At 57.1% G+C, this 25,025-nt stretch carries 23 protein-coding genes; 15 read left to right on the top strand and 8 right to left on the bottom strand.

Annotation, left to right across the window (positions count from 1 at the left end):
* Positions 1 to 23: 23 nt before the first annotated feature.
* From FEM03_RS13255 to FEM03_RS13245, 3 genes are all read left to right on the top strand, one after another.
* Positions 24 to 401: a response regulator gene (locus FEM03_RS13255; RefSeq protein ID WP_138086757.1), complete on the top strand. Its 378-nt coding sequence runs from the start codon at positions 24 to 26 to the stop codon at positions 399 to 401.
* Positions 402 to 572: 171 nt separating this feature from the next.
* The gene (locus FEM03_RS13250; RefSeq protein ID WP_138086756.1) at positions 573 to 2,930 is read left to right on the top strand and encodes an arylsulfatase; all 2,358 of its coding nucleotides are present in this window, start codon (positions 573 to 575) and stop codon (positions 2,928 to 2,930) included.
* A 98-nt stretch (positions 2,931 to 3,028) separates the two neighbouring features.
* Positions 3,029 to 4,450 (top strand): DUF1254 domain-containing protein, encoded by a 1,422-nt coding sequence (locus FEM03_RS13245; protein WP_138086755.1) that lies wholly within the window; start codon positions 3,029 to 3,031, stop codon positions 4,448 to 4,450.
* 72 nt (positions 4,451 to 4,522) lie between these two features.
* On the opposite strand, the gene FEM03_RS25170 is transcribed toward FEM03_RS13245, so the two are convergent.
* The gene (locus FEM03_RS25170) at positions 4,523 to 4,696 is read right to left on the bottom strand and encodes a hypothetical protein (RefSeq protein WP_240772778.1); all 174 of its coding nucleotides are present in this window, start codon (positions 4,694 to 4,696) and stop codon (positions 4,523 to 4,525) included.
* Between the two features lie 10 nt (positions 4,697 to 4,706).
* On the opposite strand from FEM03_RS25170, the gene FEM03_RS13240 reads away from it, so the two are divergent.
* From FEM03_RS13240 to FEM03_RS13200, 9 genes are all read left to right on the top strand, one after another.
* Positions 4,707 to 5,294 (top strand): DUF2092 domain-containing protein, encoded by a 588-nt coding sequence (locus FEM03_RS13240; RefSeq protein ID WP_240772777.1) that lies wholly within the window; start codon positions 4,707 to 4,709, stop codon positions 5,292 to 5,294.
* A gap of 47 nt (positions 5,295 to 5,341) precedes the next feature.
* Positions 5,342 to 5,725 (top strand): hypothetical protein, encoded by a 384-nt coding sequence (locus tag FEM03_RS13235; protein WP_138086753.1) that lies wholly within the window; start codon positions 5,342 to 5,344, stop codon positions 5,723 to 5,725.
* Positions 5,726 to 5,758: 33 nt separating this feature from the next.
* Positions 5,759 to 6,973 carry an outer membrane protein gene (locus FEM03_RS13230; protein ID WP_138086752.1) on the top strand — a complete coding sequence of 405 codons (1,215 nt, stop codon included), beginning with the start codon at positions 5,759 to 5,761 and terminating at the stop codon, positions 6,971 to 6,973.
* A 141-nt stretch (positions 6,974 to 7,114) separates the two neighbouring features.
* Complete coding sequence (locus FEM03_RS13225; protein ID WP_138086751.1) at positions 7,115 to 8,074, top strand: M48 family metalloprotease; 960 nt, start codon at positions 7,115 to 7,117, stop codon at positions 8,072 to 8,074.
* Positions 8,075 to 8,209: 135 nt separating this feature from the next.
* Positions 8,210 to 8,554, top strand: coding sequence for a 50S ribosomal protein L19 (rplS, locus tag FEM03_RS13220; RefSeq protein ID WP_138086750.1), 345 nt, complete (start codon positions 8,210 to 8,212; stop codon positions 8,552 to 8,554).
* Positions 8,555 to 8,863: 309 nt separating this feature from the next.
* Positions 8,864 to 11,824, top strand: a complete 2,961-nt coding sequence (locus FEM03_RS13215) for a c-type cytochrome domain-containing protein (protein ID WP_138086749.1) — start codon at positions 8,864 to 8,866, stop codon at positions 11,822 to 11,824.
* 205 nt (positions 11,825 to 12,029) lie between these two features.
* Complete coding sequence (locus tag FEM03_RS13210; RefSeq protein WP_206170992.1) at positions 12,030 to 12,608, top strand: hypothetical protein; 579 nt, start codon at positions 12,030 to 12,032, stop codon at positions 12,606 to 12,608.
* A 43-nt stretch (positions 12,609 to 12,651) separates the two neighbouring features.
* Positions 12,652 to 13,857 (top strand): cytochrome c biogenesis ResB family protein, encoded by a 1,206-nt coding sequence (locus FEM03_RS13205; RefSeq protein WP_138086747.1) that lies wholly within the window; start codon positions 12,652 to 12,654, stop codon positions 13,855 to 13,857.
* 33 nt (positions 13,858 to 13,890) lie between these two features.
* A complete protein-coding gene (locus FEM03_RS13200) occupies positions 13,891 to 15,879 on the top strand; it encodes a cytochrome c biogenesis protein (protein ID WP_138086746.1) in 1,989 nt (662 codons plus the stop codon).
* 7 nt (positions 15,880 to 15,886) lie between these two features.
* On the opposite strand, the gene FEM03_RS13195 is transcribed toward FEM03_RS13200, so the two are convergent.
* The 4 genes from FEM03_RS13195 to FEM03_RS13180 all read right to left on the bottom strand — a co-directional run bounded on the left by FEM03_RS13195 (position 15,887) and on the right by FEM03_RS13180 (position 18,484).
* Complete coding sequence (locus tag FEM03_RS13195; protein WP_138086745.1) at positions 15,887 to 16,276, bottom strand: gamma-glutamylcyclotransferase family protein; 390 nt, start codon at positions 16,274 to 16,276, stop codon at positions 15,887 to 15,889.
* Positions 16,273 to 16,974, bottom strand: a complete 702-nt coding sequence (locus tag FEM03_RS13190) for a lipoyl protein ligase domain-containing protein (RefSeq protein WP_138086744.1) — start codon at positions 16,972 to 16,974, stop codon at positions 16,273 to 16,275. The genes FEM03_RS13195 and FEM03_RS13190 overlap by 4 nt, the downstream gene beginning before the upstream one ends.
* A gap of 14 nt (positions 16,975 to 16,988) precedes the next feature.
* Positions 16,989 to 17,720, bottom strand: coding sequence for a platelet-activating factor acetylhydrolase IB subunit (locus FEM03_RS13185; protein WP_138086743.1), 732 nt, complete (start codon positions 17,718 to 17,720; stop codon positions 16,989 to 16,991).
* Between the two features lie 104 nt (positions 17,721 to 17,824).
* The gene (locus FEM03_RS13180; RefSeq protein WP_138086742.1) at positions 17,825 to 18,484 is read right to left on the bottom strand and encodes an urease accessory UreF family protein; all 660 of its coding nucleotides are present in this window, start codon (positions 18,482 to 18,484) and stop codon (positions 17,825 to 17,827) included.
* Positions 18,485 to 18,546: 62 nt separating this feature from the next.
* Here FEM03_RS13180 and FEM03_RS13175 point away from each other — a divergent pair, with 62 nt between their 5' ends.
* Both FEM03_RS13175 and FEM03_RS13170 read left to right on the top strand, forming a co-directional pair.
* Entirely contained in the window at positions 18,547 to 18,888 is a 342-nt protein-coding gene (locus tag FEM03_RS13175) for a YkgJ family cysteine cluster protein (RefSeq protein ID WP_138086741.1), read from the top strand.
* 193 nt (positions 18,889 to 19,081) lie between these two features.
* Complete coding sequence (locus FEM03_RS13170; protein WP_138086740.1) at positions 19,082 to 19,711, top strand: RNA polymerase sigma factor; 630 nt, start codon at positions 19,082 to 19,084, stop codon at positions 19,709 to 19,711.
* A gap of 52 nt (positions 19,712 to 19,763) precedes the next feature.
* Here FEM03_RS13170 and FEM03_RS13165 read toward each other — a convergent pair whose 3' ends face one another.
* From FEM03_RS13165 to FEM03_RS13155, 3 genes are all read right to left on the bottom strand, one after another.
* A complete protein-coding gene (locus tag FEM03_RS13165; RefSeq protein WP_138086739.1) occupies positions 19,764 to 20,270 on the bottom strand; it encodes a hypothetical protein in 507 nt (168 codons plus the stop codon).
* 132 nt (positions 20,271 to 20,402) lie between these two features.
* A complete protein-coding gene (locus FEM03_RS13160; protein ID WP_138086738.1) occupies positions 20,403 to 23,372 on the bottom strand; it encodes a M28 family peptidase in 2,970 nt (989 codons plus the stop codon).
* A 71-nt stretch (positions 23,373 to 23,443) separates the two neighbouring features.
* Positions 23,444 to 23,986 carry an NlpC/P60 family protein gene (locus FEM03_RS13155; RefSeq protein ID WP_240772776.1) on the bottom strand — a complete coding sequence of 181 codons (543 nt, stop codon included), beginning with the start codon at positions 23,984 to 23,986 and terminating at the stop codon, positions 23,444 to 23,446.
* A 156-nt stretch (positions 23,987 to 24,142) separates the two neighbouring features.
* On the opposite strand from FEM03_RS13155, the gene FEM03_RS13150 reads away from it, so the two are divergent.
* On the top strand, positions 24,143 to 24,838 hold the full coding sequence (locus FEM03_RS13150) for a 7-carboxy-7-deazaguanine synthase QueE (protein WP_138086737.1): 696 nt from the start codon (positions 24,143 to 24,145) through the stop codon (positions 24,836 to 24,838).
* The last annotated feature ends 187 nt before the right edge of the window (positions 24,839 to 25,025 follow it).

Genomic DNA, 25,025 nt, shown 5'->3' with positions numbered 1-25,025 from the left:
ACAGGCGTATCATCGGTGCCGCCATGCTCATCAATCCCCCTTCGATTTGTATTCTTGATGACGATGCCTCGGTGCTTCGTTCGATCGTTCATCTTCTGGAATCGGGTGGATTCGCGGCTTCGAGTTTTCAACATGTTGCCGAGTTTTTGGCACATGTTCACGAACATGAGATCAAGCTTGCGATTTTAGACGTTTTTCTGGGCGAGGAGAATGGTCTTGTGGTGCAGACTCAACTGCGTCGCATCGCGCCAGACACTCAAGTGATCGTCATGACGGGTCGCGAGCAGCCGGGCATGCAGGCGACTGCCATGGAAAATGGAGCGAAGGCTTTTTTATTGAAGCCATTCGAGGATGAAATGTTTCTCGAGCAGGTTCGCGAGGCGCTCAGTGACATCGGTTGATCGATTTACGGGATAGCCCAAAATATGGCAAGTTTTGGCACCAAGGGGCCATAGGCAAAAGAGTGCGAATGACTCAGGGTGGCGACCGGTCTTTCAATCGCTGGATTCCCCTGGCTCGCTTCCATCCCAGCTGAGCTTTCGAGCATCCTATCTGGGTTCCCATCATCCTCCATGAAATCAAAACCACCTCTCGCCCTCCTCGGCCTCGCATTGGGGATAATCCTGACGCTTTCAGCCAACATTGATGCCGAAGCCGACACACTCGACCGCACCTCTCTGCCGATTCCAGAGCCGCAGCCAGCCAGCATTGCCACACTCGATGCGCGCGATGCAACGGCACCGCCGCGCTTCGCGGTGACCGCTCCTAAGGACGCACCGAACGTGGTCATCGTGCTGATCGATGACATTGGCTTTGGTGCCAGTAGCGCGTTTGGCGGGCCAATCAAGATGCCGACGCTGGAGAAGCTTGCAAGCAGCGGACTGCGCTACAATCGCTTTCACACCACCGCACTGTGCAGTCCGACCCGCACGGCACTGCTCACGGGCCATAATCATCATGCCAACAACGCGGGTGCGATCATGGAACTGGCGACGGGTTTCCCCGGCAATACCGGCATCCGTCCCCGCGAGATTTCAACGCTTGCCGAGATCCTCAGGCAAAACGGCTACAGCACCGGCGCGTTTGGCAAATACCACGAGACGCCGCCGTGGGAGGTGTCCGTTTCGGGTCCCTTTGATCGCTGGCCAACCGGCTCGGGTTTCGATAAGTTTTACGGATTCATCGGTGGCGAGACCAACCAATGGGCACCCGCGATCTTCGACGGCGTGGCTCGCGCGGAACCCGTGCTATCGCCGACCTACCACTTCACTGTCGACATGACGGACAAGGCGATCCAATGGGTCAGCGCGCAACAGACGCTCACGCCGGACAAACCGTTCTACATGTATTTCGCCACTGGCGCGACACACGCCCCGCACCACGCGCCAAAGGAATGGATCGAAAAATACAAAGGCCAGTTCAACGGCGGTTGGGACAAGCTGCGCGAGGAGACTTTTGAGCGCCAGAAAAAGATGGGCGTCATTCCGGCGAGCACCAAGTTGACCGCGCGGCCCAAGGAAATCCCGGGATGGGACGGCATGAGCGAGCAGCAAAAGAAACTCTTCGAGCGTCAGATGGAAACCTTCGCTGGCTTTGCCGCGCACACCGACGATCAGGTGGGCCGACTGGTGGCGCAGCTCGAAAAAATTGGTGAGTTGGACAACACGCTATTCTTCTACATTGTCGGCGACAACGGTTCCAGCGCTGAGGGCGGCCCGGAAGGCACTTACAATGAAATGATGGCGCTCAACGGGATCGTCGGCAAAGCCGAGCAGATGATGGATCATATCGACACCTGGGGCGGGCCAACCACCTTCCCGCACTTTGCCATCGGCTGGGCCTGGGCGACCAATACGCCATTCCAGTGGACCAAGCAGGTGGCTTCGCACTTCGGCGGCACGCGCAATGGCATGGTGATGCACTGGCCGAAGGGCATCAAGGCCAAGGGCGAATTCCGCAGCCAGTTTCATCATGTCATTGATGTCGCTCCGACCGCGTTGGAGGCGGCGAAGATTCCACAACCGAAAACCGTGAACGGCATTGCGCAGCGCCCGATGGATGGTATCTCGATGCTTTACTCCGCCGACGCGCCGAATGCCGCCGACCAGCGCACAACGCAATACTTCGAAATGTTCGGCAATCGTGGCATATATCACGAGGGCTGGGTCGCCTGCACACGGCACTCGATCCCATGGCTCATGGTTCCGCTGCCGTCGGTGAAAGACGACGTGTGGGAGCTTTACAAGGTCGATGACGACTTCAGTCAGGCCGACAACCTCGCCGCTGAAAACCCCGCGAAGCTCAAGGAACTCCAGGCAGTCTTTCTCAAGGAAGCCGAACGCAACCACGTGCTGCCCATCGACGATCGTCGCTCCGAGCGCTTTGATCCCGAGATCGCTGGTCGTCCTGATCTGCTCGGCGGTCGCAAGTCGCTCACCGTCTATCCCGGCATGATTGGGATGATGGAAAACGCGTTCATCAACGTGAAGGGCCGGCATCACACCATCGAAGCCGAAATTGAAATTCCCGAGGGCAAGGCAAACGGAGTGATCATCGCGCAGGCCGGTTATTTCGGCGGATGGACCCTCTATCTCAAGGACGGCAAACCGCGTCACGAATACAACTGGTTTGCCATTGAGCGCACCAACATCGGCGGCGACGAGCCCCTGGCAGCGGGCAAGCACATTCTGGGTTATGAGTTCATTCCGGACGCCGCCAAGCCCGGCACTGGCGGGAAATCGATTCTGAGTGTGAATGGCAAAAAAGTCGCTGAGGCGCAGATCCCGAAAACGCAACCCTTCGCCTTCTCCGCCGATGAAGGCGCGGATGTAGGGATTGATGCGGAAACCAACGTTTCGCCCGACTATCAACCGGGTCTGCCAAGCACGTTTACCGGCAAGATCTTCAAAGTGACGGTCGAGCAAAAATAAACTGCCGTCACCGGCCGCATTCCAGAGATCAGGGTGGCGGTGAAATGATCCACCTGAATCAATGAAGAAAGCCGCCTCCACAAGCCCCTGAATACTCCATGAAACGACTGAACCTGTTCCTAGCGGCAAGCTTCGCCGGATTCTGCATTGCCCATCCCAGCGCTGCTCAGGCTGATCTGCCTGCGGTCGAGGACGTGAAGGCCATTGCTGAGGAGGCCTATGCCTACGGCCTGCCGCTCGTGATGGCTTACACGGCCAGCTACGAATTCTGGATGGATCCAGGCTCCTCCCAATACAAGAGCCCCATTGGCGAGCTTGTGCATAGCCGCCGAGTCTTCACCTACGAGGACACGGCGGTCATCGTGCCGAACAGCGACACACCGTATTCGTTTGTCTGCCTCGACTTACGGGCTGAGCCCTACGTCGTCACCGTTCCGGCCGTGGAAAAGGAGCGCTATTACTCCATCCAGTTCGTCGACTGGAACACCTTTAACTATGGCTATATCGGCAGCCGCGCGACGGGCAGCGAAACGGGCGATTACCTCGTCGCCGGGCCCGACTGGAAGGGCGAAGTTCCCGCCGGGATCAAAGGCGTGCTGCGCTCCTCGTCTCAGTTCACCATTGCCATCTTCCGCACGCAACTCTTCGGCCCTGATGACATGGCGAATGTTGGCCGAATTCAAGACGGCTATCAGGTGAAGTCCCTCTCCGCATATCTCAAGCAGCCCGCGCCGCCCGCCGCCCCTGCGATTGATTTCCCCAAAAGCAACGAGCAGCTGGCCAAAGCCCATTTCTTCGAACTGTTGGAGTTCGTCATGCAGTTCTCACCGGCTGGACCGGAAGAAGCAGACATCCGCGCCAAGCTCGCCCGTATAGGTCTTGGCCCAGGGAAGAAGTTTGACTTCAAGGATCTTCCACCCGAGCACAAAGCAGCCGCCTTGGAAGGCGTGAAAGCCGGCATGTCGAGCGTGCAGGCGCGCATGGGAACGATCGGGAAGCGCATCAATGGATGGCAGGTCGGCTCGGCTTTCGGTGATCGCGCTTTTTACCAGGGCGACTGGCTCCTGCGTGCCGCTGCGGCGCAGGCGGGTATCTTTGGCAACAACGCCGAAGAGGCCGTCTATCCCATGACTCGCTGGCTGCCGGATGGCGAGATCATCGACACCTCCAAGCACCACTACACCCTGACGTTCCCAGCGGGACATCTGCCGCCTGCAAAGGCGTTCTGGTCAGTCACGATGTATGACGGCAAAAGTCAGCTGCTCATCAAAAATCCGATCGATCGTTACCTGATCAATTCGCCGATGCTGCCCGGCATGAAGACGAATGATGATGGTTCGATCACTGTCTATATCCAGAAAGACAGCCCTGGCGCGGAAAAGGAAGCCAACTGGCTGCCCGCACCCAATGGTCCCATCTACATGGTCATGCGCCTCTACTGGCCGAAGATCGAGGCACCCTCCATCCTGCCTCCCGGAGAGGGCACGTGGGCACCGCCAGCCGTGACCAAGGTGAAATGAAGGGACAGCACTCAACAAGCCTGCGCCCACTGCACAGACGCTCCTCCTGTCCGCTCTATTCTATAGCAGCCCTTACCTCAAGACGAACATCATGAAAATGAAGAACATCACATCAAGAACATCCAGGCCGACGTGGCTTGCAGCATGCCTCGCACTCAGCATTTCCATCAGCACGGTGAAGGCGGAAATTGAACCCGCCGCGCGCGAACTCGCGAATGCCGTTTCTGCCAAAATCGGAAGCGCCAAAACCCTTCGGTTGACGGCAAAACACCAGCTTGATCCGGCGCTTGGCGTTGGTGCGGGACACGAAAAGGGACCGATGCAGATCACGGTTAAACGGCCCAATCAATTCTACGCGATTCAACAAGCGGGTGAGGAGACTCGTGAGATCGCGTTCGATGGAACAACGCTCTGTCTGATGCACCCAGAACTCAAGCACCACGCAATGGAGCCGCTCAAGGCCGGTTCCATCGAGCAGTTTGCGGATCGGGTCGACGAGCGTTTTGGCTTCCGTCCACCCGTGGCCGAGCTGCTGGCGGGTGATGCTGCCACACAGCTTTTCCTCAATGTCACTTCTGCCCGTGTGATCGGCACGGAGCGGGTCGGCTGGACCCGCTGCCAGCGACTTCAGTTCAAACAGGAAGGCATCGTTGGAGATCTTTGGGTGGGAGCAAAAGACAAGCTGCCACGCCGCTACCGGCTGACCTTTACTGGCGTTTCCGGCTCTCCCGTCTGGGACATCCGTTTCTCCAAATGGGAACTGAATGGTTCAGTGGACGAAACGCTTTTCACCAAACGTCCGGCCAAGGACTCCATCAAGGTGACCATGCTCAAAAGCCGATAAGTCGATCACCCATTAACTGAACTTTTCACTTTTACCTTTCATCCTTCATGAAGCCACTCATTCGTTCCATCATTGGATTGTCCCTTGCCATGTTTCTGGTCCTTTGCGTTTTCATTCAATCCAGTGACGCAGCCCCTAGGCACCGCCCCGGCAATCCGCGCGGCATTGCTGATCCTCGAGGCGTGCTCGACCCGCGCGGTATTGCCGATCCTCGAGGTGTTTTTGATCCGCGGGGTCCTTTCGATCCCCGCAATCCTGCCCGTTATATGTATGGTCTTCCTGCTGCACGCGCCACCCGCGTTTATGCCGGAGTGAGTTATTACTACTGCAGCGGAAGTTATTACTACCCTTATATCATCAACGGCCAGTCGGTCTATGTCCTCTGCACGGTCAGAGGCGGAGTGCCAGTTATTCCACCACGTCCCTATTGATTTGATCAACCACGATGCTCTCCCGAGTTTGCCATGACCTCACTCAAATCTATCGTTTTATCATCTGCCTTGTTAGCCATTTGCCCCCTGGCAAGTCTCTGTGGTGGCACTCCCGAAGTTGCATCAAGCAAGGAAGTTATCCCTTCGAGCAACATCAAATCAGCTTGGGAAATCACCATCCGGCCATACGGCTGGCTGGCTGGAATGGAGGGGACGACTGGCATTCGAGGCTACACAGCAGAAACCGATGTGGCCTTTGAGGACATCTTAAACAATCTGGACATGACCGCCGCCCTGCAGATGGAGGTGAAGCATGGCCGCTGGATGTTGCTGCTCGACGGCATGTATCTCGAATTGTCTGCCGGCGATGATGCCCCGGGACGCTTGCTCTCGAACGCGAACATCGAACTGACACAAATCATGGCTGAAGCCGCCATTGGCTACCGGCTTTGGGAGGGCGAACGCGGTTACCTCGATCTCTATGCAGGCGCCCGCTACATGAGACTTGATGGCGACATAGGCTTTGAAGTGGACAGTGCCGGGGTTCGATCGCTATCGCAGGACATCAGCGAGAAAGCTGTCACCCAAATCACTTCCGCCGTTCGGAGCACTGTTTCAGAGGTCGCCGTGGAAGTGAAGTCCCAGGCGAGGCAGAAAATTACCGCCGCAGCAGAAACATTGGTGAATCAAAAAATCAGTCAAGCGCTTGAGAATCATCCGAATCTTCCCAAGGCCATTGATTTCATTCGAAACTCCAGTGGGCCTGTTAGCGAATCCGTTCGCGACCTTGTGGCCGCGCGGATTGCCGAGCAGCAGGCAGATTTGGCGGTCATTCAGGAAGCCGCCTCGGCAAAGGTCTCCGCAGCCAAAGCGCGTGCTTTGGAAAAAGCTCGTCGAGCCGTGACGCGCGCCGAGAAAAAGCTGGCCCAGCGCATTGAGCAACAAATCGAAGATTCCATCCCGGAATCCGTGTCTGGTTCGGCCGATTGGGTGGATCCGATTGTGGGCTTCCGTGGACAGTTCCATTTCACCGACCGGTTGTTTGCGGTTGGCCGGGCGGATGTCGGTGGTTTTGGCGTTGGATCCGATCTCGCCTGGCAGGCCTATGCCGGACTTGGCTGGCAGGCCAGTTCACACGTTTCTCTCGAAATGGGTTACCGTTGTCTGGATATGGACTACACCAGCGGCGGTTTCACTTTCGATACGATGACCTCCGGCGTCATCGTGTCTCTGGCGTTTAAGTTTTAGAGCTGATCGCAGAGGATGCACCCGTTTAACCAGTGGTATACGACTGGTTTCCTGGGCCATCGGGTTGGACGGAAGATGGCGCTTTTCCCGCTTGCTGTGGGAGGAGGGGCGATCCTATATTGTCTGCCAATATCTCTCTTTATGAATTGGAAATCCTCGTTCGATGTGCTGGTTTCGCCGATCTTTGGCGTTGATAAAAGTGCCATGGGACGCCGGGGCGGAGGCGGGAGGTCGATGTCGGGGTGTGGCATGCGCTTGCTGATTGCAGGGGCGATTGTGGCTTTTGCGTTGTTTCAGTATTTCAGTCTGCCTTCGGAAGTGAACCAATTTACGGGGCGCGAGCAGAAGCTGAATCTGGACGCCAATGAGGAAATTCAAATGGGGCTGGCGTCGGCTCCGCAGATGGCGGAGCAGTTTGGTGGGTTGTCTCAGGACAAGGCGGCGCGTGATCTGGTGGCGAGGATTGGGGCGAAACTGGTGCAGTTGACGGACGCGGATGAGACGCCTTATGGGAACAATTTCAACTTTCATCTCCTGGCGGACAATAAGACGGTGAATGCGTTTGCGTTGCCGGGCGGGCAGATTTTTATCACGGAGGCACTATTCCGTGTGTTGAAGTCGGAAGATGAACTGGCGGGAGTGTTGGGTCATGAAATTGGGCACGTGGTGGGTCGGCATTCTTCGGAGCAGATTGCGAAGTCGAATCTATTTGGTCGACTGGCGACGGCGGTGATGGTGGGGGCGGCCGGCGAAGATGGTGGGATGGGGACGGCGCGGATTGCCCAGATGGCGGCGCAGATGGCGACGATGAAATATGGTCGGAATGACGAACTGGAGGCCGACCGGCTGGCGGTGCTGTTTTTGTTGCAGGCGGGATATGATCCAGAGTCGATGATTCAGGTGATGGAGGTGTTGAAGAAGGCCTCCGGTGGAGGCGGCGGGCAGCCTGAGTTCATGAGCACGCATCCCAATCCGGACAATCGCAAGGAGGTGATCCGCGCGGAGATTGAAAAATTGAAGGCATCGGGGGCCGCGAAGCCAGGTGGGACGGGGAATCTCCGACGTTGGAGATTTGAGAAGTCGGAAGGCGAAATTTGGTGAGGAAAAACGGGTGAATTGATTCCATTCCGGTGAATCCTGTCTAAAAAAGACTTGCACGCTTCAGGATTGAGGGCAAGTTGCGAGCCCTTTTCCGCCGCTGTGAAGCGGCATCAATGCAGTCAATCGCGCCACGCCATGAGCATCATCGCCAAGATCGAGCAAGAACAAATCAAAACCAACCTCCCTGATTTTCGGGTGGGAGACAGCATCAAAGTTCACACCCGGGTTATCGAAGGTGCCAAAGAACGTATCCAGATTTTTGCTGGTATCGTGATTGCACGCAAGGGCAGTGGTTTGAACAAGGCTTTCACCGTCCGTAAGATCTCTTACGGCGAAGGTGTTGAGCGTGTGTTCCCTTTGAATACCCCGCGTATTTCCAAGATCGAAGTGACCCGTGAGGGCAAGGTGCGTCGTGCGCGTTTGCATTACTTGCGCGGTCGGATCGGCAAAGAGGCCACCACGGTCAAAGAGCGCGACTGATTCAGATTCAATTGCTGCCTTGCAGTTTCTTAATTTTTCAAGAAGGCCGGACGCGTTTGTCCGGCTTTTTTGTGTCTTGAGGTTGAGCGGGAGCGATTCGCAGATTTTTTGGCGGATTGTCAACTACGTGATCGTGTAAGTCTAAATTCTTGTGTCTTGTGCGATTGATGTATGTTGGAATGAGCGGCTCAGAAAATTGTCCAATTTGAGCTCTTCAAAGCCTTGTTATTTGCATGCCGGATGAATAAACCCGTGGTTTCGGGACGTTCTTATGGCAGCTCCACGCAACCCGTCGATTTTTCCTCACCCATGTCTGCCAGCGCCACCAGTGTTCCTTCCCCTGCTCCAGCTCGTTCCGAATATTCGGAGGCGGTTGAACGTCATCATTCGCCGTTCGCCTGGACCTCGTTCATTTTGCTGACGACGCTTTTTATCGTCGCGATGTTGTTCTTTCCGCCGTTCCAGGGGGCGGCCAATGAGCAGGCAACTCCGGCATGGGCGTTGTTTTTTGGCAGATTCCATCCGATCGCGGTGCATTTGCCGGTGGGCGTTTTGCTGATGGTGGCGATCATGGAAGTGTTTGTGTTTGTGCGGGGCAAAGCAGGCGGGGAGGCGTTGCGGGCGGGGCAGACGTTTGCGTTGGGATTTGGGGTGTTCGGAGCGATCTTGGCGGTGGTGTTTGGTGTGGTGCGTTCGCGTGAAGGTGGATTTGGCAGTCCGACTTTCCAGGCGCATGAGTTGCTCGGCGTGGCGACCGGGGTGGGGGCGTTGCTGACGTTTTTCTTCAAGGTGATTTCCGATGGGACGGGCCGGTTGACCAGCGTTTACCGCTTGTTGCTGTTGGTGACCGTGGCGATCATGAGTGTCGGGGGCCACTTCGGGGGAAACTTGACCCATGGTTCCAATTATTTGGTCAAGCATGCGACGCCGGAGATTCGCAACGGGATGCTGTATGCGGAGAGTTTGGTGCTGTCCCGTTTCAAGGCACCTGAGGAGCCGAAGACGGTTGCGCCGGGAGTGGCAGCGACGACACCGACACCGACGGGATTGCCGCCAGTGATTGAGCCGCCATCGACAGCGGTGGGCGCGAGCCCCACGCCGCCTGCGGGGACGACGGCAGCGGTGGTGGCGGATGCGAAAACGGGTGGAACGGTTTATGCAACGTTGATTGCGCCCATCATGGCTGAGAAATGCAACTCGTGCCATGACGATGACAAGAGCAAGGGCGAGCTGAGGTTGGACACGCATGAGATGATCATGCTGGGCGGTGGCAGTGGTGACAATGTGGTGCCGGGAGATCCGGTGGCGAGTTTGATGGTGGAGCGGATGAAGCTGCCCTTGGATGATGATGATCGCATGCCGCCGAGCGATGAACCACAGACGACCGATGAAGAGGTGGCGTTGATTGAATGGTGGGTGAAGCAGGGCGCGAGCAAGGATTTGCTGGTGATTGAGGCGCAGATTCCCGCCGAGTTGAATTCGTTGGTGGAGAAGATGGGGGTGAAGGCGCAGGGTGGTTCATCAGGCAGCACGCCACCCGTTTTGCTGGCCGCAGCGCAGGGACCTGCGGAGGCGACCTTGGCGATTGCCGAGGCGATGAAAAACGTCAATGGCAGCGGTGCGATTCTGACGCCTGAGCAGGTGAGTCCGGCCCAGTTGCGTTTCAGTGCGTTGAATATTGCGGATCAATTTGATGATGCGAAGATGGCGCAACTGTCACCGATTGCCGAGCATCTGACGATGGTGGACTTGTCGAAGACAAAGATCACCGATGCGAGCGTGGCGGTTCTGGCGAAGATGAAAAATCTGCGTGAGCTGAATCTGAAAGATACCAAGGTGACTCAGGCGGCGGCGGAGTCGCTGAAAAAGACCAATGCCAAGCTGGTGATTACTGCCAACTGGTCGCCGACCCCGGCTCCAGCGCCTGCACCTGCACCGAAGGTGGCTGCTGCACCGATTCCTGCGGGTGGAACCGGACCGGGAGCGGGAGCAATGGCCGACGCGCCGGTGTTTAATCAGGTGATTCTGCCGATTCTTCAGGCGAAGTGCATCAGTTGCCATGGGGAGGAGAAAGGACGCGGCAAGCTGCGCATGCATACCTTTGCGGATTTGATGAAGGGCGGCAGCGATGGGGAGACGACGGTGATCGCAGGCAACTTGAAGGACAGTCTGATGGTAGTCCGCGCAGAGCTTCCTGAAGATGACGATGAGCGCATGCCGCCGATTGATGAACCGCAATTGACCAAAGAGGAGATGGCCTTGCTGAAGTGGTGGGTCGAGCAAGGAGCCAGTGAAACGGTCACCCTGGCGGCGATCAAAAAGACTCCTGAAATTGAAGAATATTTGAAGGCTTACGCCAAGGCGAAACCGGCTGCCCCCAAGGCAGTGGTGGAGAAGCCAAAACCGAAGGAGTTGACCGAGGACGAGAAGAAGAAGATCGCCGTCGTGTCGGCAAAAATGACGGCATTGAGCGCCACGTTCATGCCGGTTTCATTGGAGACTCCGGGGCAGATGCGTTTTGCAGCGGTGAATGCGGCGGACAAGTTTGGGGACAAGGAAATGGCCGAGCTGGCACCGATCGGATTGACCGTGGTCTGGGCGGATTTCGCCAGGACCAAGATCACCGATGCCGGTCTGGCTTATGTGGCGGGCATGGACAATCTTGAGCGGCTGCATCTGGAGAACACGGGCATTACCGATGAAGGCCTTTCGCATCTGGGTCGCCTGACCAAACTGGAATATCTCAACTTGTATGGCACCAAGGTGACTGATGCGGGTCTGGCGAAGCTGGCAAACAACAAGGGATTGAAGAAGCTGTTTGTATGGCAAACCGGTGTGACGCCTGCGGGTGCGAAGAAGCTTGAGGAAGTCATTCCGGGGCTGGTGGTGAATGTTGGATTGACCGAGGCCGATGTGGCCAAACTGATTGAAGCTGCCAAACCTCCGGCACCTCCTGCGGCAGCGCCAGCACCGACCCCAGCTCCTGCTGCTGCTGCGAAACCGGCCACTGCCGCTCCAAAACCAGCGGCTACGGCAACTCCAGCTGCCCCCAAACCTGCTGAGGCACCAAAGCCCAAACCGGCTGATGCGGCTCCCAAGCCGACTCCGACGCCAGCACCTGCTCCAACCGCCACTCCTAAACCAGCCGACAAGCCAGCTCCAGCTCCAGCTCCTTCAACTCCACCGGCTGCAAAGCCACAGCCATCTGAAGCTGAAAAACCTGCTCCTGCGCCAACTCCGGCTGCGCCAGCCGCTGCGGCACAGGCGTAATTCACATGGTTGATTGCCAGATTTCCTACGAAAAGGTGACTCCTGGACGTTAGGAGATTGCGTCACTCCCCCGCATCGTCGACAGGTGCTGCCCTCTTTTTTCATTACCGTGATTGCTTCTGTTCCATCCCCTGCCTCCATTTGTTGTGCTTTGTCCGCAATGCTGTTCCTTGCTCTTTCATCTTGCGAAAGGGTGACTGAACGGATGGAGATCACCGAAGTTCGGGAAATTTCCACTTATGCCCCGGCACCCACGCCGTTTGTGACAAGCGCCCAGCGTTTCGGTGACACTGCGGAAACTGAAACGGCTCCCGGCACAGGGATGCCTCCGGAGGATCTGTTCTCTTTTGCGACCCCGGAAGGATGGAGCGTGGCTCCTGCGGCGAGTGGTCCGATGGCGGGCATGCGGCTGGTGGACATGCGTTTTGGTCCAAATGGCGAAGGGGAGTGTTTCCTTTCGATGATGCCGGGTGCGGCGGGCGGATTTGAGGCGAACTTGAATCGCTGGCGTGGTCAGATGGGCCTGCCTGCTTACACGGCGGAGGAACTGGCGGCGCTGCCCAAGCGGGAGATGTTTGGTCAGGAGGCGACTTATGTGGATTTTGAAGGAACCTTTACCAATGTAGGAGCCGCCGCGCCGTTGGAGGGTTACCGGATGATCGGGCTGATCCAGCAGACGCCGAAGTTCACGCTGTTTGTGAAAATGACCGGGCCAAAGGCGCTGGTGGAAGCCAACCAGGAGGCGTTCATGGAATTCGCCCAATCCATCGGACTCAAGCGCTGAGTTTTATTCATATTCCTTTTTTTCACTCTGATTTTTTACCATCGTGTCTGACGCCAAACCCGCTTCTTCACCCCGATCGATTCCTCGCAGGATTTATGATCTGTTTTCATCGTTTGGTTTCGCGACCCTGCTTTTGTCGCTGCTGCTGATCATCACGCTCCTGGGGACGCTCGAGCAGGTGGAACATGGCTTGTTTGCCAGTCAGAAGAAGTATTTCGAATCATGGATCATCACCAGCATCGACATTGTGGACTGGCATGTGCCCATCCTGATGCCGGGCGGATTTTTGGTGATGGTTTTGTTGTTCATCAACATGACGTTTGGTGCGGTGATCCGCATCCGCAAAAACCCACGCACGGTGGGGGTGATCATCGCGCACGTGTCGATTCTGTTTTTGCTGCTGGCGGGGTTTGTGGAGTATTTTGGCAAGAAGGACGGCAACCTGGCGCTGTTTGAAGGGCAGACTTCGGATGAGTTTCAGAGTTATCACGACAGCGTGATTGAGATCGAAAAGATCCAGCCTGCAGCCGAGGAGGGCAAACGCACCGCGTTGGTGATTCCGGGGTCGCATTTTCAGGATCTCACCAAGGGCAAGGCTCGCACGTTCAACCATGAGTCGTTGCCGTTCGAATTGGTGATTTCCAACTATGAGGTGAATGCGGAGCCGCGCGCGGTGGGGCAGGAGGCGCGTCGGTTGCAGGCGGATGGTTATTTCATTCAACCTCTCGCGCGGATTCCAGAGGCGGAGTCGAACCTCGATGCGGCCTACATTGACATCATCAACAAAAAGGACAAGACCAAGCAGACGGGGATTATCTGGCGGGCCTCGCTGGCTCCGTGGACGGTGCAGGTGGGCGATGAGGCCTATACGATCACCTTGGCGCGGCGCATTTGGAAGCTGCCTTTTGCGGTGCGGTTGGACAAGTTCATTCGCGAGGTGCATCCGGGGACGGAGCGGGCGCGGTTGTTTACCAGTGAGGTGACGAAGCTGGTGGATGGACGCGAAGAGAAGAAAGTGATCACCATGAACGCGCCGTTGCGTGACAATGGCATGGTGTTGTTTCAGGCTTCGTTCAGTCAGGAGCGCAGCACGCGTTCGATTTTTGCGGTGGTGGAGAACCCCTCCGACAACTGGCCTTTGTATGCGACGATTGCGGTGTCGATCGGGTTGTTGATCCACATGGCAGGGCAGCTCTCGCGATTCCTTTCGCGTTCGAAGAAGCTCAAGCAGGGGGCTGCAGGATCATAGATTTTTAACGCTTATTATTTTCTCCTTCATTTAATGAAATCGATTTTTGTCTTTTTCGCCGTGGCTCTGGTGCTTGGTGGCACGGGGATTTCTGCGGCTGAATCCGAATCCAAGCCTGCGGACCAAGTCAAGCTACCGGAAGTTATCTTTGACGAGGAGGTGGTTGAGTTGTTTTCGACTTTACCGGTGCTGGATCAGGGCCGGATCAAGCCGCTGGATACGGTGGCGAGGTTTCGTTTGTTGTCCTATCATGGCAAACAGAGCATGAAGGTGGAAGGCAATCCCATTTTCGGGGATCGCAAGAAGCTGACGGCAATGGAGTGGATGTTGTTGACGTGGTTCCGGCCTGAGGTGGCGAAGGAACTGCCGTTGTTTGTGGTGGATAACTCAGAAGCGGTGGTGGAGATCGGCGTGCCGGCAAAAGGACCGCGGGACCGGTATTCCTACAATGAGGTTTTTCCTGCCATCAATGCGTTGATGCAGAAGATGCAGGAAGTTGGGACGATTGAAGCCAAACAGCGCACCCCTTCGCAACGCTATGTGGCGAAGCTGGGCGTCGATTTTTTTGATTACACGATGATGGTCGGCCATTTCGATTTTGCGCGGGCGCCGTTTGGTGATGCGGAGGTGGCCAAGACGGTTCCGGTGGAGCTGGTGCCGACCGGGAGCAAGATGCCGCGTATTTTGGAGTTCACGCCGAAGATGCAGGAGTATATCCGGGCGCGTCCTGAGTTGGTGGACGAGACGGCGGCCCCGCAGCCGTGGTTGCAGCAGTTCTCCAAAACGTTGATGACGGCGGAGATGAGCCGCAATCCGGAACAGACCTTGCGGATTTTTCCACCGTCTTCAGGAGAGGTGGAAGTATGGCAAAGTCCGGGTGGGGTGATCAAGGCTTCGTTTCAGGATGGCAGCGTGGTGGGAGCGCCGCAGGTGACCGAATTCAAGCTTTGGGAAGATTTGTATTATCTTGTGGACGATGCGGCGGCGTTTAAGGCGAAGCTGAAGGAGCTGCATCAGGGGGTGACGCAAGCAGCGGCGGCGCGTGGCGAAGGCACCTGGGTGAACACGGAGGTGAGTTATCACCAGCGCGACTACATGACCAATTCGCTGGTGTTTTTCATCCTGGGTTTGTTGAGTCTGGCCCTCAGCTGGGCGGCACCGACGGGTGGTTGGGGGCGCTGGTGCGTGCGGCTGTGCTGGCTTTGGATGCTGATTGGATCAGCGCTGGTGACGACGGGAATTGTGATCCGTTGTTTGATCATGCAACGCCCTCCGGTGGCGACCTTGTATGAGACGATTTTGTTCATCACGGCGACGGGGGTGATTGCGGCGTTGATTGCTGAGGCCATGAGTCGTCGCAAGGGGATCGCCTTGTTGACGGCGGCGTTGTGCGGCACGGTGGGCATGTTCCTTTCGATCCGGTATATGAACATGGAAGGAACGGACACGTTGCAGCAGTTGCAGGCGGTGTTGTTGACGAACTTTTGGCTGGCGACGCATGTGCCGATCATCAACCTGGGATATTCGGCGGGCATGGTTTCGGCGATTTTGTCGATGATCTATTTTGTGGGCCGGTTGGTGGGGTATGTGAAACGGTCGTCGGAGACGGGCAAGGACTTGACGCGCATCGCGTATGGATTTGTGATGGCAGGATTGTTTCTGTCATTGGTGGGGACGATTCTCGGTGGGATCTGGGCAAACTATTCGTGGGGCCGGTTCTGGGGTTGGGATCCGAAAGAGAACGGTGCGCTGTTGATCGTATTGATGAACTTGATCATCCTGCATGCGCGCATGGGGGGATACATTCGTGAGATCGGTTTCCATGCTTGCAGTATTTTGTTGGGCATGATTGTGATCTTCTCATGGTTTGGCACCAACCAGTTGGGCGTCGGACTGCACGCCTATGGCTTCACGGACGGCATCTGGTTTTGGCTGAGCATGTTCTGGGCTTCACAGCTCGTGTTCCTGGCGATTGCGCTGGTGTTGAAATTGATGGAGAGAGCCAGCTCGAAGAAGGCTTGATACCGGATTACGCTGGGGGCCAGTGGTCCCCAGCATCGGGGCGGTTCTGGATGGGCCAGGCGTAGAAGTAGGCGTGGACTTCGACTGTGTCGAAGGGGGGTGCGAGTTTGACCGGATCGAAGGTGTAGAGGCCGACGGCGAGGTCTTCGAGGAGATCGAGTCGGGCTCGCGTGGTTTCGTCGATGGACCACACTTCGCCGTGGATGGCGAGTCCGTTTTCGGATTCGGATTCGGAGACGGGATACATGCCGGGATAACCACCGAAGCTGGCCATGCGGTAGAGGGGCTGGGTGCGGGCTTCGCCCAGAAATTTTTGGCCGGTGAGGTAGTGGCCGTTTTCGAGTCCGCGTTTGAGGGTGCCGTAGACGAACACAAGCACTTGCTGCGGACTTTTCATGAGACGGCGGGCTGCGGCTGGACGGTGCGGCTGGTGGTCCAAGATTCGGTGCCGTATTTGGTGTCGATCAGAAGCTGGGCGGCGGGAAGGAGATCGGTTATGGTGGCGAGGTCGTCGAGTTGGACGACTTTTTTCGCGAGCTGTGAGGCGAACAGCGTGCCGAAATTGGAAGGGAGCGGTGCCTGTTGGACGGAGCCTTGATGGAGAAACCCCTGGCGGGTGCGGCGTTGGGCGGCTCCGGCAATTTTTTGGTTTTGCCAGACGACGTCGAACTTGGCGGGTTCGACGAAGCAGACGCCCATGCCATCGGAGGTGTTTTCAGGCTGGAGTTGACCACCAGGAAGACCGGCGTGGTCCATGGCATTGATCATGGCTTGATGGATCCAACGGTAGGTTTCGGTGGCGCGTTCATCGAACAGGGGGGTGCCGGGAGGGGAGCCGAGTGTGTAGGTCCAGTCGCCATCATGAACGACGACGCCTCCGCCGGTCCAGCGCCGGACCAATGGCCAATGCTTTTGACCGGCGGGAACGAGCGAGAGGTTTTGAGAAAAGCCGATGCTGAGGCTGGGCTTTTCCCAACGATAAACCCGCATCCATGGCCCGGTGGCGGACAGCAGCATGGCTTCATCGATCGCCATGTTCAACGCCGCGTCATGCGGGGTTGCATCGAGCCAGAGGGAGAGGGTGTCGAGCAGCATCAATCTACGATACGTTATTGCATGAGCTCTTTGACTTTGCCTTCGATGGCGCTTGCCCAGATTTCGTAGCCTTTGGGGGTCAGGTGGAGCTTGTCGGGCATGATGTCGGGAGGAAGGACGCCGCCTTCGACGAGGAATTTTTCACCGATGTCCATGAAGAACACTTTTTGGTCATCGGCATAGTTCTTGATGATGGCGTTGGTGGCTTCGTTTTGCTGACGCATTTTGTCGGTGGGATCGGCACCCCGTGGGAAGATGCCGAGAAGGAGAATTTTTGAGTCCGGGGTCAGTTGCTGAAGTTTGGCGATGATGGCCTTGACGCCTTGAGCGGTTTCATCGGCGGGGCTGAGGTAGCCTTCGCGGCCCTGGTGACCGGTGTTGTTGGTGCCGATCAAAAGCACGATGGCTTTGGGTTTGAGTCCGGTGAAGTTGCCGTTTTCAAGACGCCAAAGGACGTGTTCGGTGCGGTCACCGCCGATGCCGAATCCGGCGGCGTTAAGCGGGGCGAAATGTTTGGTCCAGGCTTCTTTGCCGGCACCTTCCCAGCCTTGGGTGATGGAGTCGCCGAGGAAGACGAGCTGGGCGGTTCCTTGTTTGGAGATTTCGTTGAACGTGGCGTGACGGGCATTCCAGCCGGGTTCGGGACGTTGCATGGGCGTGGTGGCGGGAACGCCGGTGGATTTAGGGGCTTCGGCGAAGCTGAGAACCGGCAGGGCCAGCAAGGACAAGAGAAGGGCGAATTTCATAGAATAGGGATGCAATGACTGTAGGAAGATGGAAACGCTGAAGCGTTGAAGATTTTGAATCTTTTATCGACACAAATCCTCTTTATTCGCATCTTTTTCTTACCTCAGGCGACGGTGCGTGCTTGGAAGGAGGCATGCAGGGCAGTGGCGGTTAATGCGCCAAAGGAGAGCGGTCCCTGGGGTTCGGCATGAGGGAGGCCTTCGGGACATCCGGCACGCCATTCCTCACGCAGAACGGCCATCAGCAGGTCGGGCGCGGGGAGTTGAAAGAGGGCGGCGATGGCGGCCCAGACGACGGGGAGATGGGGTTCGGTTTCGCCGAGGTCGACCTTGTTGCGGAGTCGGCCCAGAGGTCCTTGGTATTTGGCTCCCTGGGTGCTGGTGAGCAGCCAGCTGCCTGCGCCGATGCTGTGTCTGGCGGTTTCTGGATCGAGAGTCTGATTGAGCTCGACGGCGAGGGTGTGAAGGCCTGCATCGTCATTATCCAAGGCGGCCTGCCAGCCACGCAACATGGCGGGAGCGAGAAGGGGCAGCCAGAGGGTTCGAACGTATTTTTCCCAATCGACCAGAACGGCGGGTCGGCCTGAACCTTGGGAAGTGAAGGTGAGGGCCCCATGACGGAGGCGGGCGCTTTGAAACATCCAGTGGACCCAGGCGAGGCCTTCATCGCCTTCTTCAAACTGGGAAGCGACGTGCAGCGACGACACTTCTTCAGCGGAGGAGTGGGCCGCCGTTTGCAGTCGGGTCGGGAATCGCTTAATCATGAACGCGGGCGCATGATAACGTCATATTCGCACTCGAAAACCTAAAACCGTCACCCCAGCAAATGTCGATTGACAACCCTGATCTTCGTTATCTTTGCCAACGCTGCGGCAACTGCTGCCGCTGGCCTGGAGACGTGATCGTGACGGAGCAGGAAGTGGAAGCCATTGCAGCTCATGTGGGGATGGCGACGGATGATTTTGTGCAGCAATACACTCGGTTGAGTGCGAACCGGCAGCACCTGTCGTTGATCGACAACGCGGATGGCTCGTGCCATTTTTTGGAGGGCGTCAATTCGTGTCGGATTCAGCCGGTGAAGCCGGCGCAGTGCTCGGGATTTCCGAATCAGTGGAAGTTTCCGGGCTGGCGGGAAGTGTGCGAGGCGATTGAAGTGACAGAGCCTTGAACCCGGTGGCGAATTTGCACGAAGCGCGCATTTGAATCGTGCAGATCGCACAATTGGATGTATCGGGGAAATCCCTGAGGGTGAAAAAAGCGCGTTGATGGTGAACGCTTTATGCAGGTGCCAACGCGATGGCATGTGCCTTGCAATAGAGGGTGATGAACTTTCGAGACCTAACCCATCACTCTAGCTACACATGAAATACCCAAACATGGAATTTGATTCGGCACACGGCAACATCACCACCGGTGTCATCCAGACCAGCGACGAAATGCTGATGAAGTATCTCAGCCAGAAGAAGCCAGAAGCCTTGCAGGACCTTTATCATCGTTACCATGGTCTGCTGCGTTCAGTGATCCTTCGTGTGATCCACAATCCTGCCGAGGCAGAAGACGTGCTGCAAGAGGTTTACCTCGAAGTGTGGAAACGCGCTGACAGCTACTGCGAGACCAAAGGCAAGCCCCTTGGTTGGTTGATCACCCTGGCACGCCGTCGTGCGATTGACCGTATTCGTCACCTGACTGCCTATCGCGGTGCCACCGATCGTTATGAAGTGGAATGCAAACATTTGCAGGCTGCCCATGAGCATCATGCCGAAGAAGACACGGTGAGCCGTGAGGACATGCGCAGTTATTTGGTCTCCTTGTTGGAGAGGCTGCCTGACAATCAGCGTGTGGTCGTTGAAAAGGCTTATTTTGATGGCTGGAGCCAGCGTCAAATCGCCAGCAACATGGACATTCCCCTTGGCACGGTGAAAACCCGGATTGAACTGGGATTGAGAAAGCTGTCGAATGTGATGAATGGCAGCCGTGCGCGGATTGAGTAGGTCTCTAACTGACTCCCCGAAGCAAAAGCAGATTAAATCAATCGCTGGATTTCTAATCCAGCGATTTGGTTTTTATGGACTTCACCATGACCTCGGCATCACGAGAAGTGAACACCGTAACGGGCTTGTCGATGTCTCCGTAGTCGCCGGAATGCTCGAAGCGTAGTTCTTCGTTGACGTAGATGCTCTGTTTATCTTTGGTTACAACCCAACGTATCTTGACGTATTTGTTTTCAGGGATGTAACCAGCGCCAAATTTGTGCCTGCCATTGGCGGGGCCACCGTCGACACGCAGCTGGTGGCGGTCACGTTCCCAATTAAAGATCAGTTGATCCGCTGCATAAGACAGCCTCAGGTTGGTGGAATCAGTTTTTGCCTCGACAAGAATCTCTATTGGAGGTTTGAAGGAGCTTTGGGTGGTGATGCTGCCGCTGTCTTTTAGTCTAACTGGCTTGGAGCGTTTCTCCGTGAGTTTGTCGATGTGCTCTGCGTGCTCTTCGGAGTTGGAGAGACCAGTGCCCAAAGCCAGGAGCATAAGGGTGGCGATTAAAGTTTTCATGGGTGTGCATAACTATGAGGGAAAATATTTTCACAGCAAAGAAAAAACTCTTTAAGCTATGGGCTCAAGACCGACGACACGTCGGTGGTCCGACTGGCTAAATTTATGCCGACGATACGTCGGCGCTCCATATTAATCTCTTGAGCCGGGGGTGATTTTGAGGTCGATGGGCTTTCCGGCGCGTTCGACGGTGACGGCGGTTTCTTCGCCGATCTTTAGTTCACCCATGATGGAGGTGTAATCATAGATGTTGAGGATGTCTTTGGTGCCGAGCTTGATGATGATGTCGCCGGATTGGATGCCAGCTTTGGCGGCGGGGCCGACGGGGGAGACGCCGCTGAGTTTGACGCCTTTGATGTCGCCTTGGGCGTAGTCGGGGATGGTGCCGAGATAGACGCGGAGGCCGCCGCGGGTGCCCTGATTTTTGGGGGCGGTCATGGCGATGTAATCCGGGGCATCGTGGGTGGTTGCGATGCCTCTGGCGATAAGGCCCATGAAGCGGGTGATGTCGGAGGCTTTGTCGAAATTGATTTTGTCGACGGTGTCGGAGGGGGAGTGGTAATCTTCATGCGCACCGGTGAAGGCGTTGAGGGTGGGGATGCCGCGCAGGTAGAAGGTGGTGGAATCGGTGGCGAGGTGGGCGTCGGTTTGGATGGTGAGGGGCAGGCCGGTGACGGCGTTGCGTTGCTCGATTTGTTTGGGCCATTGCGAACTGGAGCCGACGCCTTGGAGGACGAGGCTTTTGTCGAATCGGCCGATCATGTCCATGTTGAGGGCGGCGGCGAACATGCCTTGGAGGCTGGCGTTGTTGTCGCCTTTGATCATTTTGGCCATGGACTGGACGAAGTGATTGGAGCCGAGGAGACCGAGTTCTTCGCCGGACCACGCGGCGAAAAGGATGTCGCGTTTGAGGTCAAGTTTGCCCTGTTTTTTGAGGTCGGCGAGCCACTGGGCGATTTCGAGCATACCGGCAGTTCCGCTGGCGTTGTCGTCGGCACCGAAGTGGATTTTTTTGGTTTCATCGCCCTTGGCACGGGAGTTGGAGCCGCCGCCGGCGCCGAGGTGGTCGACGTGAGCACCAATGATGAGGGGCGGGATGTGGAAGTCGGGTTCGCTGGTGCGGGTGAGGACGCCGAGGACGTTGCGGCCGGTGCGCTGCTCCTTCTGGATGTCGATGTGGGCGGCGAGTTTGAGGCCGGTGCAATTGATGCCGCCCATGAGGTCGCCGGTATCGAGTTTGTCCTGAAGTTCCTTGAGGGTTTTTCCAGCGCTGGCAAGGAGTTGATCAGCGGTGTGGTCGGTGAGGCTGATGACGGCGAGGCCGGAGTTTGCCAATGAGGCGTCGAACGACATGGGGGTGAGCTGGCCGACGACTTTGCTGTTGGGGCCGCTGACGACGAGGAGGCCGCGGGCACCTTTTTGGCGGGCGATGAGGGATTTGTGGCGGAGGCTGGAGTAGGGGATGAGTTCGTTGCGGCGTTCCTGGGTGATGCCTTCGGGGAGGTAGCGGAAGACGAGGACCCACTTGTCTTTGACTTCGAGGTGGGCGTAGCTGCTGTAGACCTCCATCTTTTTGCCGTCGGCTCCGGTGCCGTTGTCGGGAGTTTCGATGCCGTAACCGGCGAAGACGATGTCGGAGGCATCGATGGTTCCGGTTTGGGAGAAGCTGAGGGGACGCCAGTCTTTGTCGGCGGCGAATTCAATCGGTGAGTTGGGAGTGGCGGTGTTGGTGAGGGTAAGTCGGTTTTCTTTGCCGAGGGCGACGCCGGCGGTGAAGTCGAAGGGATCGAAGTAGGAGTCGTTGCCGAAGGGTTTGAGTCCGATGCTGGCAAAAACGTCGGCGATGTATTGGGTGGCGAGTTGTTCGCCTTTGGTGCCGGTGAGGCGGCCTTCGAGTTCTTCGCTGGCGAGGTATTCGACGTGGGTGCGGAGATCGGCGGGGTTGATGTCGGCGGCAGTGCTGGCGAGGTCGGGATGGTTGGCGGGTTTTTCAACGGGGGCTTTCGGGTCGGGGAGGTTGAGGGCTTTGCGGGCGGCTTCGTCGTTCCAGTTGGCGAGGTAAATTTGAGAGGCTCCGCCGGTGCCGCGACCGGAGGTCCAGCTGAGTTGTTTGCCGTCTGGCGAGAAGACGGGGAGTCCGTCAAAACCGTCGGTGTGGGTAATGCGCACGGGATCGTTTTTGCCTTGGGCGTCGACGATGAAGAGTTCGAAGTTGGCGAAACCTTCGGTGTTGTTGGTGAAGATGAGGTAGTCGCCGCTGGGGTGGAAGTAGGGGGCCCAGGACATGGCGCCGACGCGGGTGATCTGGCGCTGATCGCTGCCGTCGAGGTTCATGGTGTAGATTTCGGCGGTGGTGCCTTTTTCGTCGAAGCGACGCCAGCAGATTTTTTTGCCGTCGGCGCTGAAGAAGGGGCCGCCGTCGTAGCCAGGGGTGGCGGTGAGGCGTTTGGGATTTTTGCCGTCGGCGTCGGAGAGGTAGATCTCCATGAAGTGTTGTTTGTCGATTTTGAGGCGTTCGGTGTCGGCGGGGCTGAGGGTTTCTGAGGAGGAGTAGGCGTGGCGGTTGCTGGCGAAGACGAGATGTTTGCCGTCGGGAGACCAGGCGCCTTCGGCATCGTAGCCTTTGGTGTTGGTGAGATTGGTGAGTTTTTGGTCGGCGAGGGTGTATTCGAAAATTTCGTAGTTTTCGTCGTAGTCCCAGGAGTAGCGGCGCACGCGGTTGTTTTTGCGTTCTTCGAACTCGGCTTCCTGAAGGGCTTTGGATTGGGCGTCGAGATGGGTGCTGGCGAACATGACGCGTTTGCCGTCGGGATGGATCCATGCGCAGGTGGTTTTGCCGGTGCCGGGGGAGATGCGGTCAGTATCGCCGGTCTCGAGATCCATGAGATAGATCTGGTAAAACGGGTTGCCGGGTTCACGCTCGCTTTGGAAGACCATTTGTTTGCCATCGGCGCTGAAGTAGCCTTCGCCGGAGCGTTTGCCTTCAAAAGTGAGCTGGCGGGTGCTGCTTAGGAAGGTGGCTTCGGCGGTGGGAAGCGCCGGGGATTCGGCGTGGAGCGCAGAGGCAACAAGGAGGGAGAGGGCAACGAGGCGTGAGGTCATGACAAAAAGGGTGGAAAGGATACGCGACGGACAGCGGAGTCGTTTCAACTCCCATCACTTCGCTCGTGACATCACAGTCCGGGGGGATGGCGCATGACGAAGCCTTTGGCGGGTCGGGGGCTGGTGTGCCAGCGGGGTCCATCGCCGCCGCCGTAGCCGGTGTCGAGTCGCAGACCGCCGATGGTGGAGAAGACGTGGCCGCGTTTGGCGTAGATGGTGATCCATTTGCCCGGGCCGGGTTTGCCGTAGGTCATGAAGCTGCCGCTGGTGGTGGTGCCGGTCATGAGTCCGGCGTGGTTGAGCATGTAGGAGGTGGTGCTGGAACAGTCGTAACCAGGGGCGTTTTCGAGATTGCGGTGACCGCCGCCGTAAATGTAGGGTTTGCCTTGCAGGCGGTTGCCCGCAGCGACCGCGCGTTTGACGGCATCGGGGGCGGATTGCGGGGCAACGGCGACGCGACCGCGAAGAATCACGGAGCGACCGTAGACGAACTGGTATTGGTAGTTGCCTTTCGGTTTGGATTTTGAAGCGATTCCAGTGTGACCACTGCTGCAATTGCTCAACAGCAGCACCGCGAGGACGGGAAGCAGGGGAAAGAAGTTAAATCGGGGCACTGAATTGCTTATCAGAGGTTGGATGGGTTGCCGAACGAATTTTTTAGGACTGTCTGCAAAGCCGGGTTGTTCAACATGATCCATTGATTGAAGAAGTTTTTGGAGGAGCTGGGATTTTGGTCGGGGAGGCGACCTCGCGTTGTGCTATGCTCCCCGATGCGCATTGCGGAGATGTTTTATTCGGTTCAGGGTGAAGGAAAACTGACGGGGGTGCCATCGTTTTTTATCCGCACTTCTGGCTGCAATCTGCGCTGTCGTTGGTGCGATACACCGTATGCTTCGTGGAATCCGGAAGGGGTCGAGATGGAGAATGCGGCGATCGTGGCGGAGGTGTTGAAGACGCCGACCAAGCACGTGGTGGTGACCGGTGGGGAGCCGATGCTGGCGAAGGGCGTGCGGGATTTGTTGGGGCGATTGAAGGTGGAGGGGATGCACCTCACCATTGAGACGGCGGGGACGATTTTGCCAGAGGGGGCGGTGTGTGATTTGGCGTCGCTGAGTCCGAAGCTGGCGAATTCAACGCCAGATGCGGAGATGCTGGGGGAGGGATGGCAGAAGCGACACGAGGAGTTGCGCTGGCAGCCCGAGGTGGTGCGGGCATGGGTGGAGCAGTATGAACACCAATTGAAGTTCGTGGTGACGGAGGAGGCGGATTTGCTTGAGATTGAGGGCATGCTGGCATCGGCGGGGATCGAGACGGCGGCGGCGAATGTTTTGTTGATGCCGGAGGGGCGCACGGTGGAGGCTTTGGAAAAGATTGCGCCGCAGTTGGTCGAGTGGTGCAAGGAAAGGGGATGGCGGTATTGCGCGAGGTTGCACATTGATTTGTTTGGGAACAAACGCGGCACGTGAAAAACGGTTGAATAGGAAGTGATGGGCTGCGTCGAAACTGCTGGTTGCGTGAAGGATCTGTTTTTTTCATGCGACCGCTCAAACCCGCGTTGTCGTCGTTTGGTGATTTCATCTCATCTGGCAGGTGCGTGCACTCATTTGCTGGGGCGTGGAAGAGCAGCGACGGCGGCAACCGCCAACCGACAAA

Origin of the sequence: Phragmitibacter flavus (assembly GCF_005780165.1) — a bacterium.
GTDB classification, from domain to species: Bacteria; Verrucomicrobiota; Verrucomicrobiia; order Verrucomicrobiales; family Verrucomicrobiaceae; genus Phragmitibacter; species Phragmitibacter flavus.
This window is presented reverse-complemented; position numbering and strand designations above follow the sequence as displayed.

What these genes read in the sequence shown, in the direction of transcription:
- FEM03_RS13255 (WP_138086757.1), top strand. Translation starts at nt 24, where the DNA reads ATGCTCATCAATCCCCCTTCGATTTGTATTCTTGATGACGATGCCTCG.
- FEM03_RS13250 (WP_138086756.1), top strand. Translation starts at nt 573, where the DNA reads ATGAAATCAAAACCACCTCTCGCCCTCCTCGGCCTCGCATTGGGGATA.
- FEM03_RS13245 (WP_138086755.1), top strand. Translation starts at nt 3,029, where the DNA reads ATGAAACGACTGAACCTGTTCCTAGCGGCAAGCTTCGCCGGATTCTGC.
- FEM03_RS13235 (WP_138086753.1), top strand. Translation starts at nt 5,342, where the DNA reads ATGAAGCCACTCATTCGTTCCATCATTGGATTGTCCCTTGCCATGTTT.
- FEM03_RS13230 (WP_138086752.1), top strand. Translation starts at nt 5,759, where the DNA reads ATGACCTCACTCAAATCTATCGTTTTATCATCTGCCTTGTTAGCCATT.
- FEM03_RS13225 (WP_138086751.1), top strand. Translation starts at nt 7,115, where the DNA reads ATGAATTGGAAATCCTCGTTCGATGTGCTGGTTTCGCCGATCTTTGGC.
- rplS (WP_138086750.1), top strand. Translation starts at nt 8,210, where the DNA reads ATGAGCATCATCGCCAAGATCGAGCAAGAACAAATCAAAACCAACCTC.
- FEM03_RS13215 (WP_138086749.1), top strand. Translation starts at nt 8,864, where the DNA reads ATGTCTGCCAGCGCCACCAGTGTTCCTTCCCCTGCTCCAGCTCGTTCC.
- FEM03_RS13210 (WP_206170992.1), top strand. Translation starts at nt 12,030, where the DNA reads ATGGAGATCACCGAAGTTCGGGAAATTTCCACTTATGCCCCGGCACCC.
- FEM03_RS13200 (WP_138086746.1), top strand. Translation starts at nt 13,891, where the DNA reads ATGAAATCGATTTTTGTCTTTTTCGCCGTGGCTCTGGTGCTTGGTGGC.
- FEM03_RS13195 (WP_138086745.1), bottom strand. Translation starts at nt 16,276, where the DNA reads ATGAAAAGTCCGCAGCAAGTGCTTGTGTTCGTCTACGGCACCCTCAAA.
- FEM03_RS13190 (WP_138086744.1), bottom strand. Translation starts at nt 16,974, where the DNA reads ATGCTGCTCGACACCCTCTCCCTCTGGCTCGATGCAACCCCGCATGAC.
- FEM03_RS13185 (WP_138086743.1), bottom strand. Translation starts at nt 17,720, where the DNA reads ATGAAATTCGCCCTTCTCTTGTCCTTGCTGGCCCTGCCGGTTCTCAGC.
- FEM03_RS13180 (WP_138086742.1), bottom strand. Translation starts at nt 18,484, where the DNA reads ATGATTAAGCGATTCCCGACCCGACTGCAAACGGCGGCCCACTCCTCC.
- FEM03_RS13175 (WP_138086741.1), top strand. Translation starts at nt 18,547, where the DNA reads ATGTCGATTGACAACCCTGATCTTCGTTATCTTTGCCAACGCTGCGGC.
- FEM03_RS13170 (WP_138086740.1), top strand. Translation starts at nt 19,082, where the DNA reads ATGAAATACCCAAACATGGAATTTGATTCGGCACACGGCAACATCACC.
- FEM03_RS13165 (WP_138086739.1), bottom strand. Translation starts at nt 20,270, where the DNA reads ATGAAAACTTTAATCGCCACCCTTATGCTCCTGGCTTTGGGCACTGGT.
- FEM03_RS13160 (WP_138086738.1), bottom strand. Translation starts at nt 23,372, where the DNA reads ATGACCTCACGCCTCGTTGCCCTCTCCCTCCTTGTTGCCTCTGCGCTC.
- FEM03_RS13150 (WP_138086737.1), top strand. Translation starts at nt 24,143, where the DNA reads ATGCGCATTGCGGAGATGTTTTATTCGGTTCAGGGTGAAGGAAAACTG.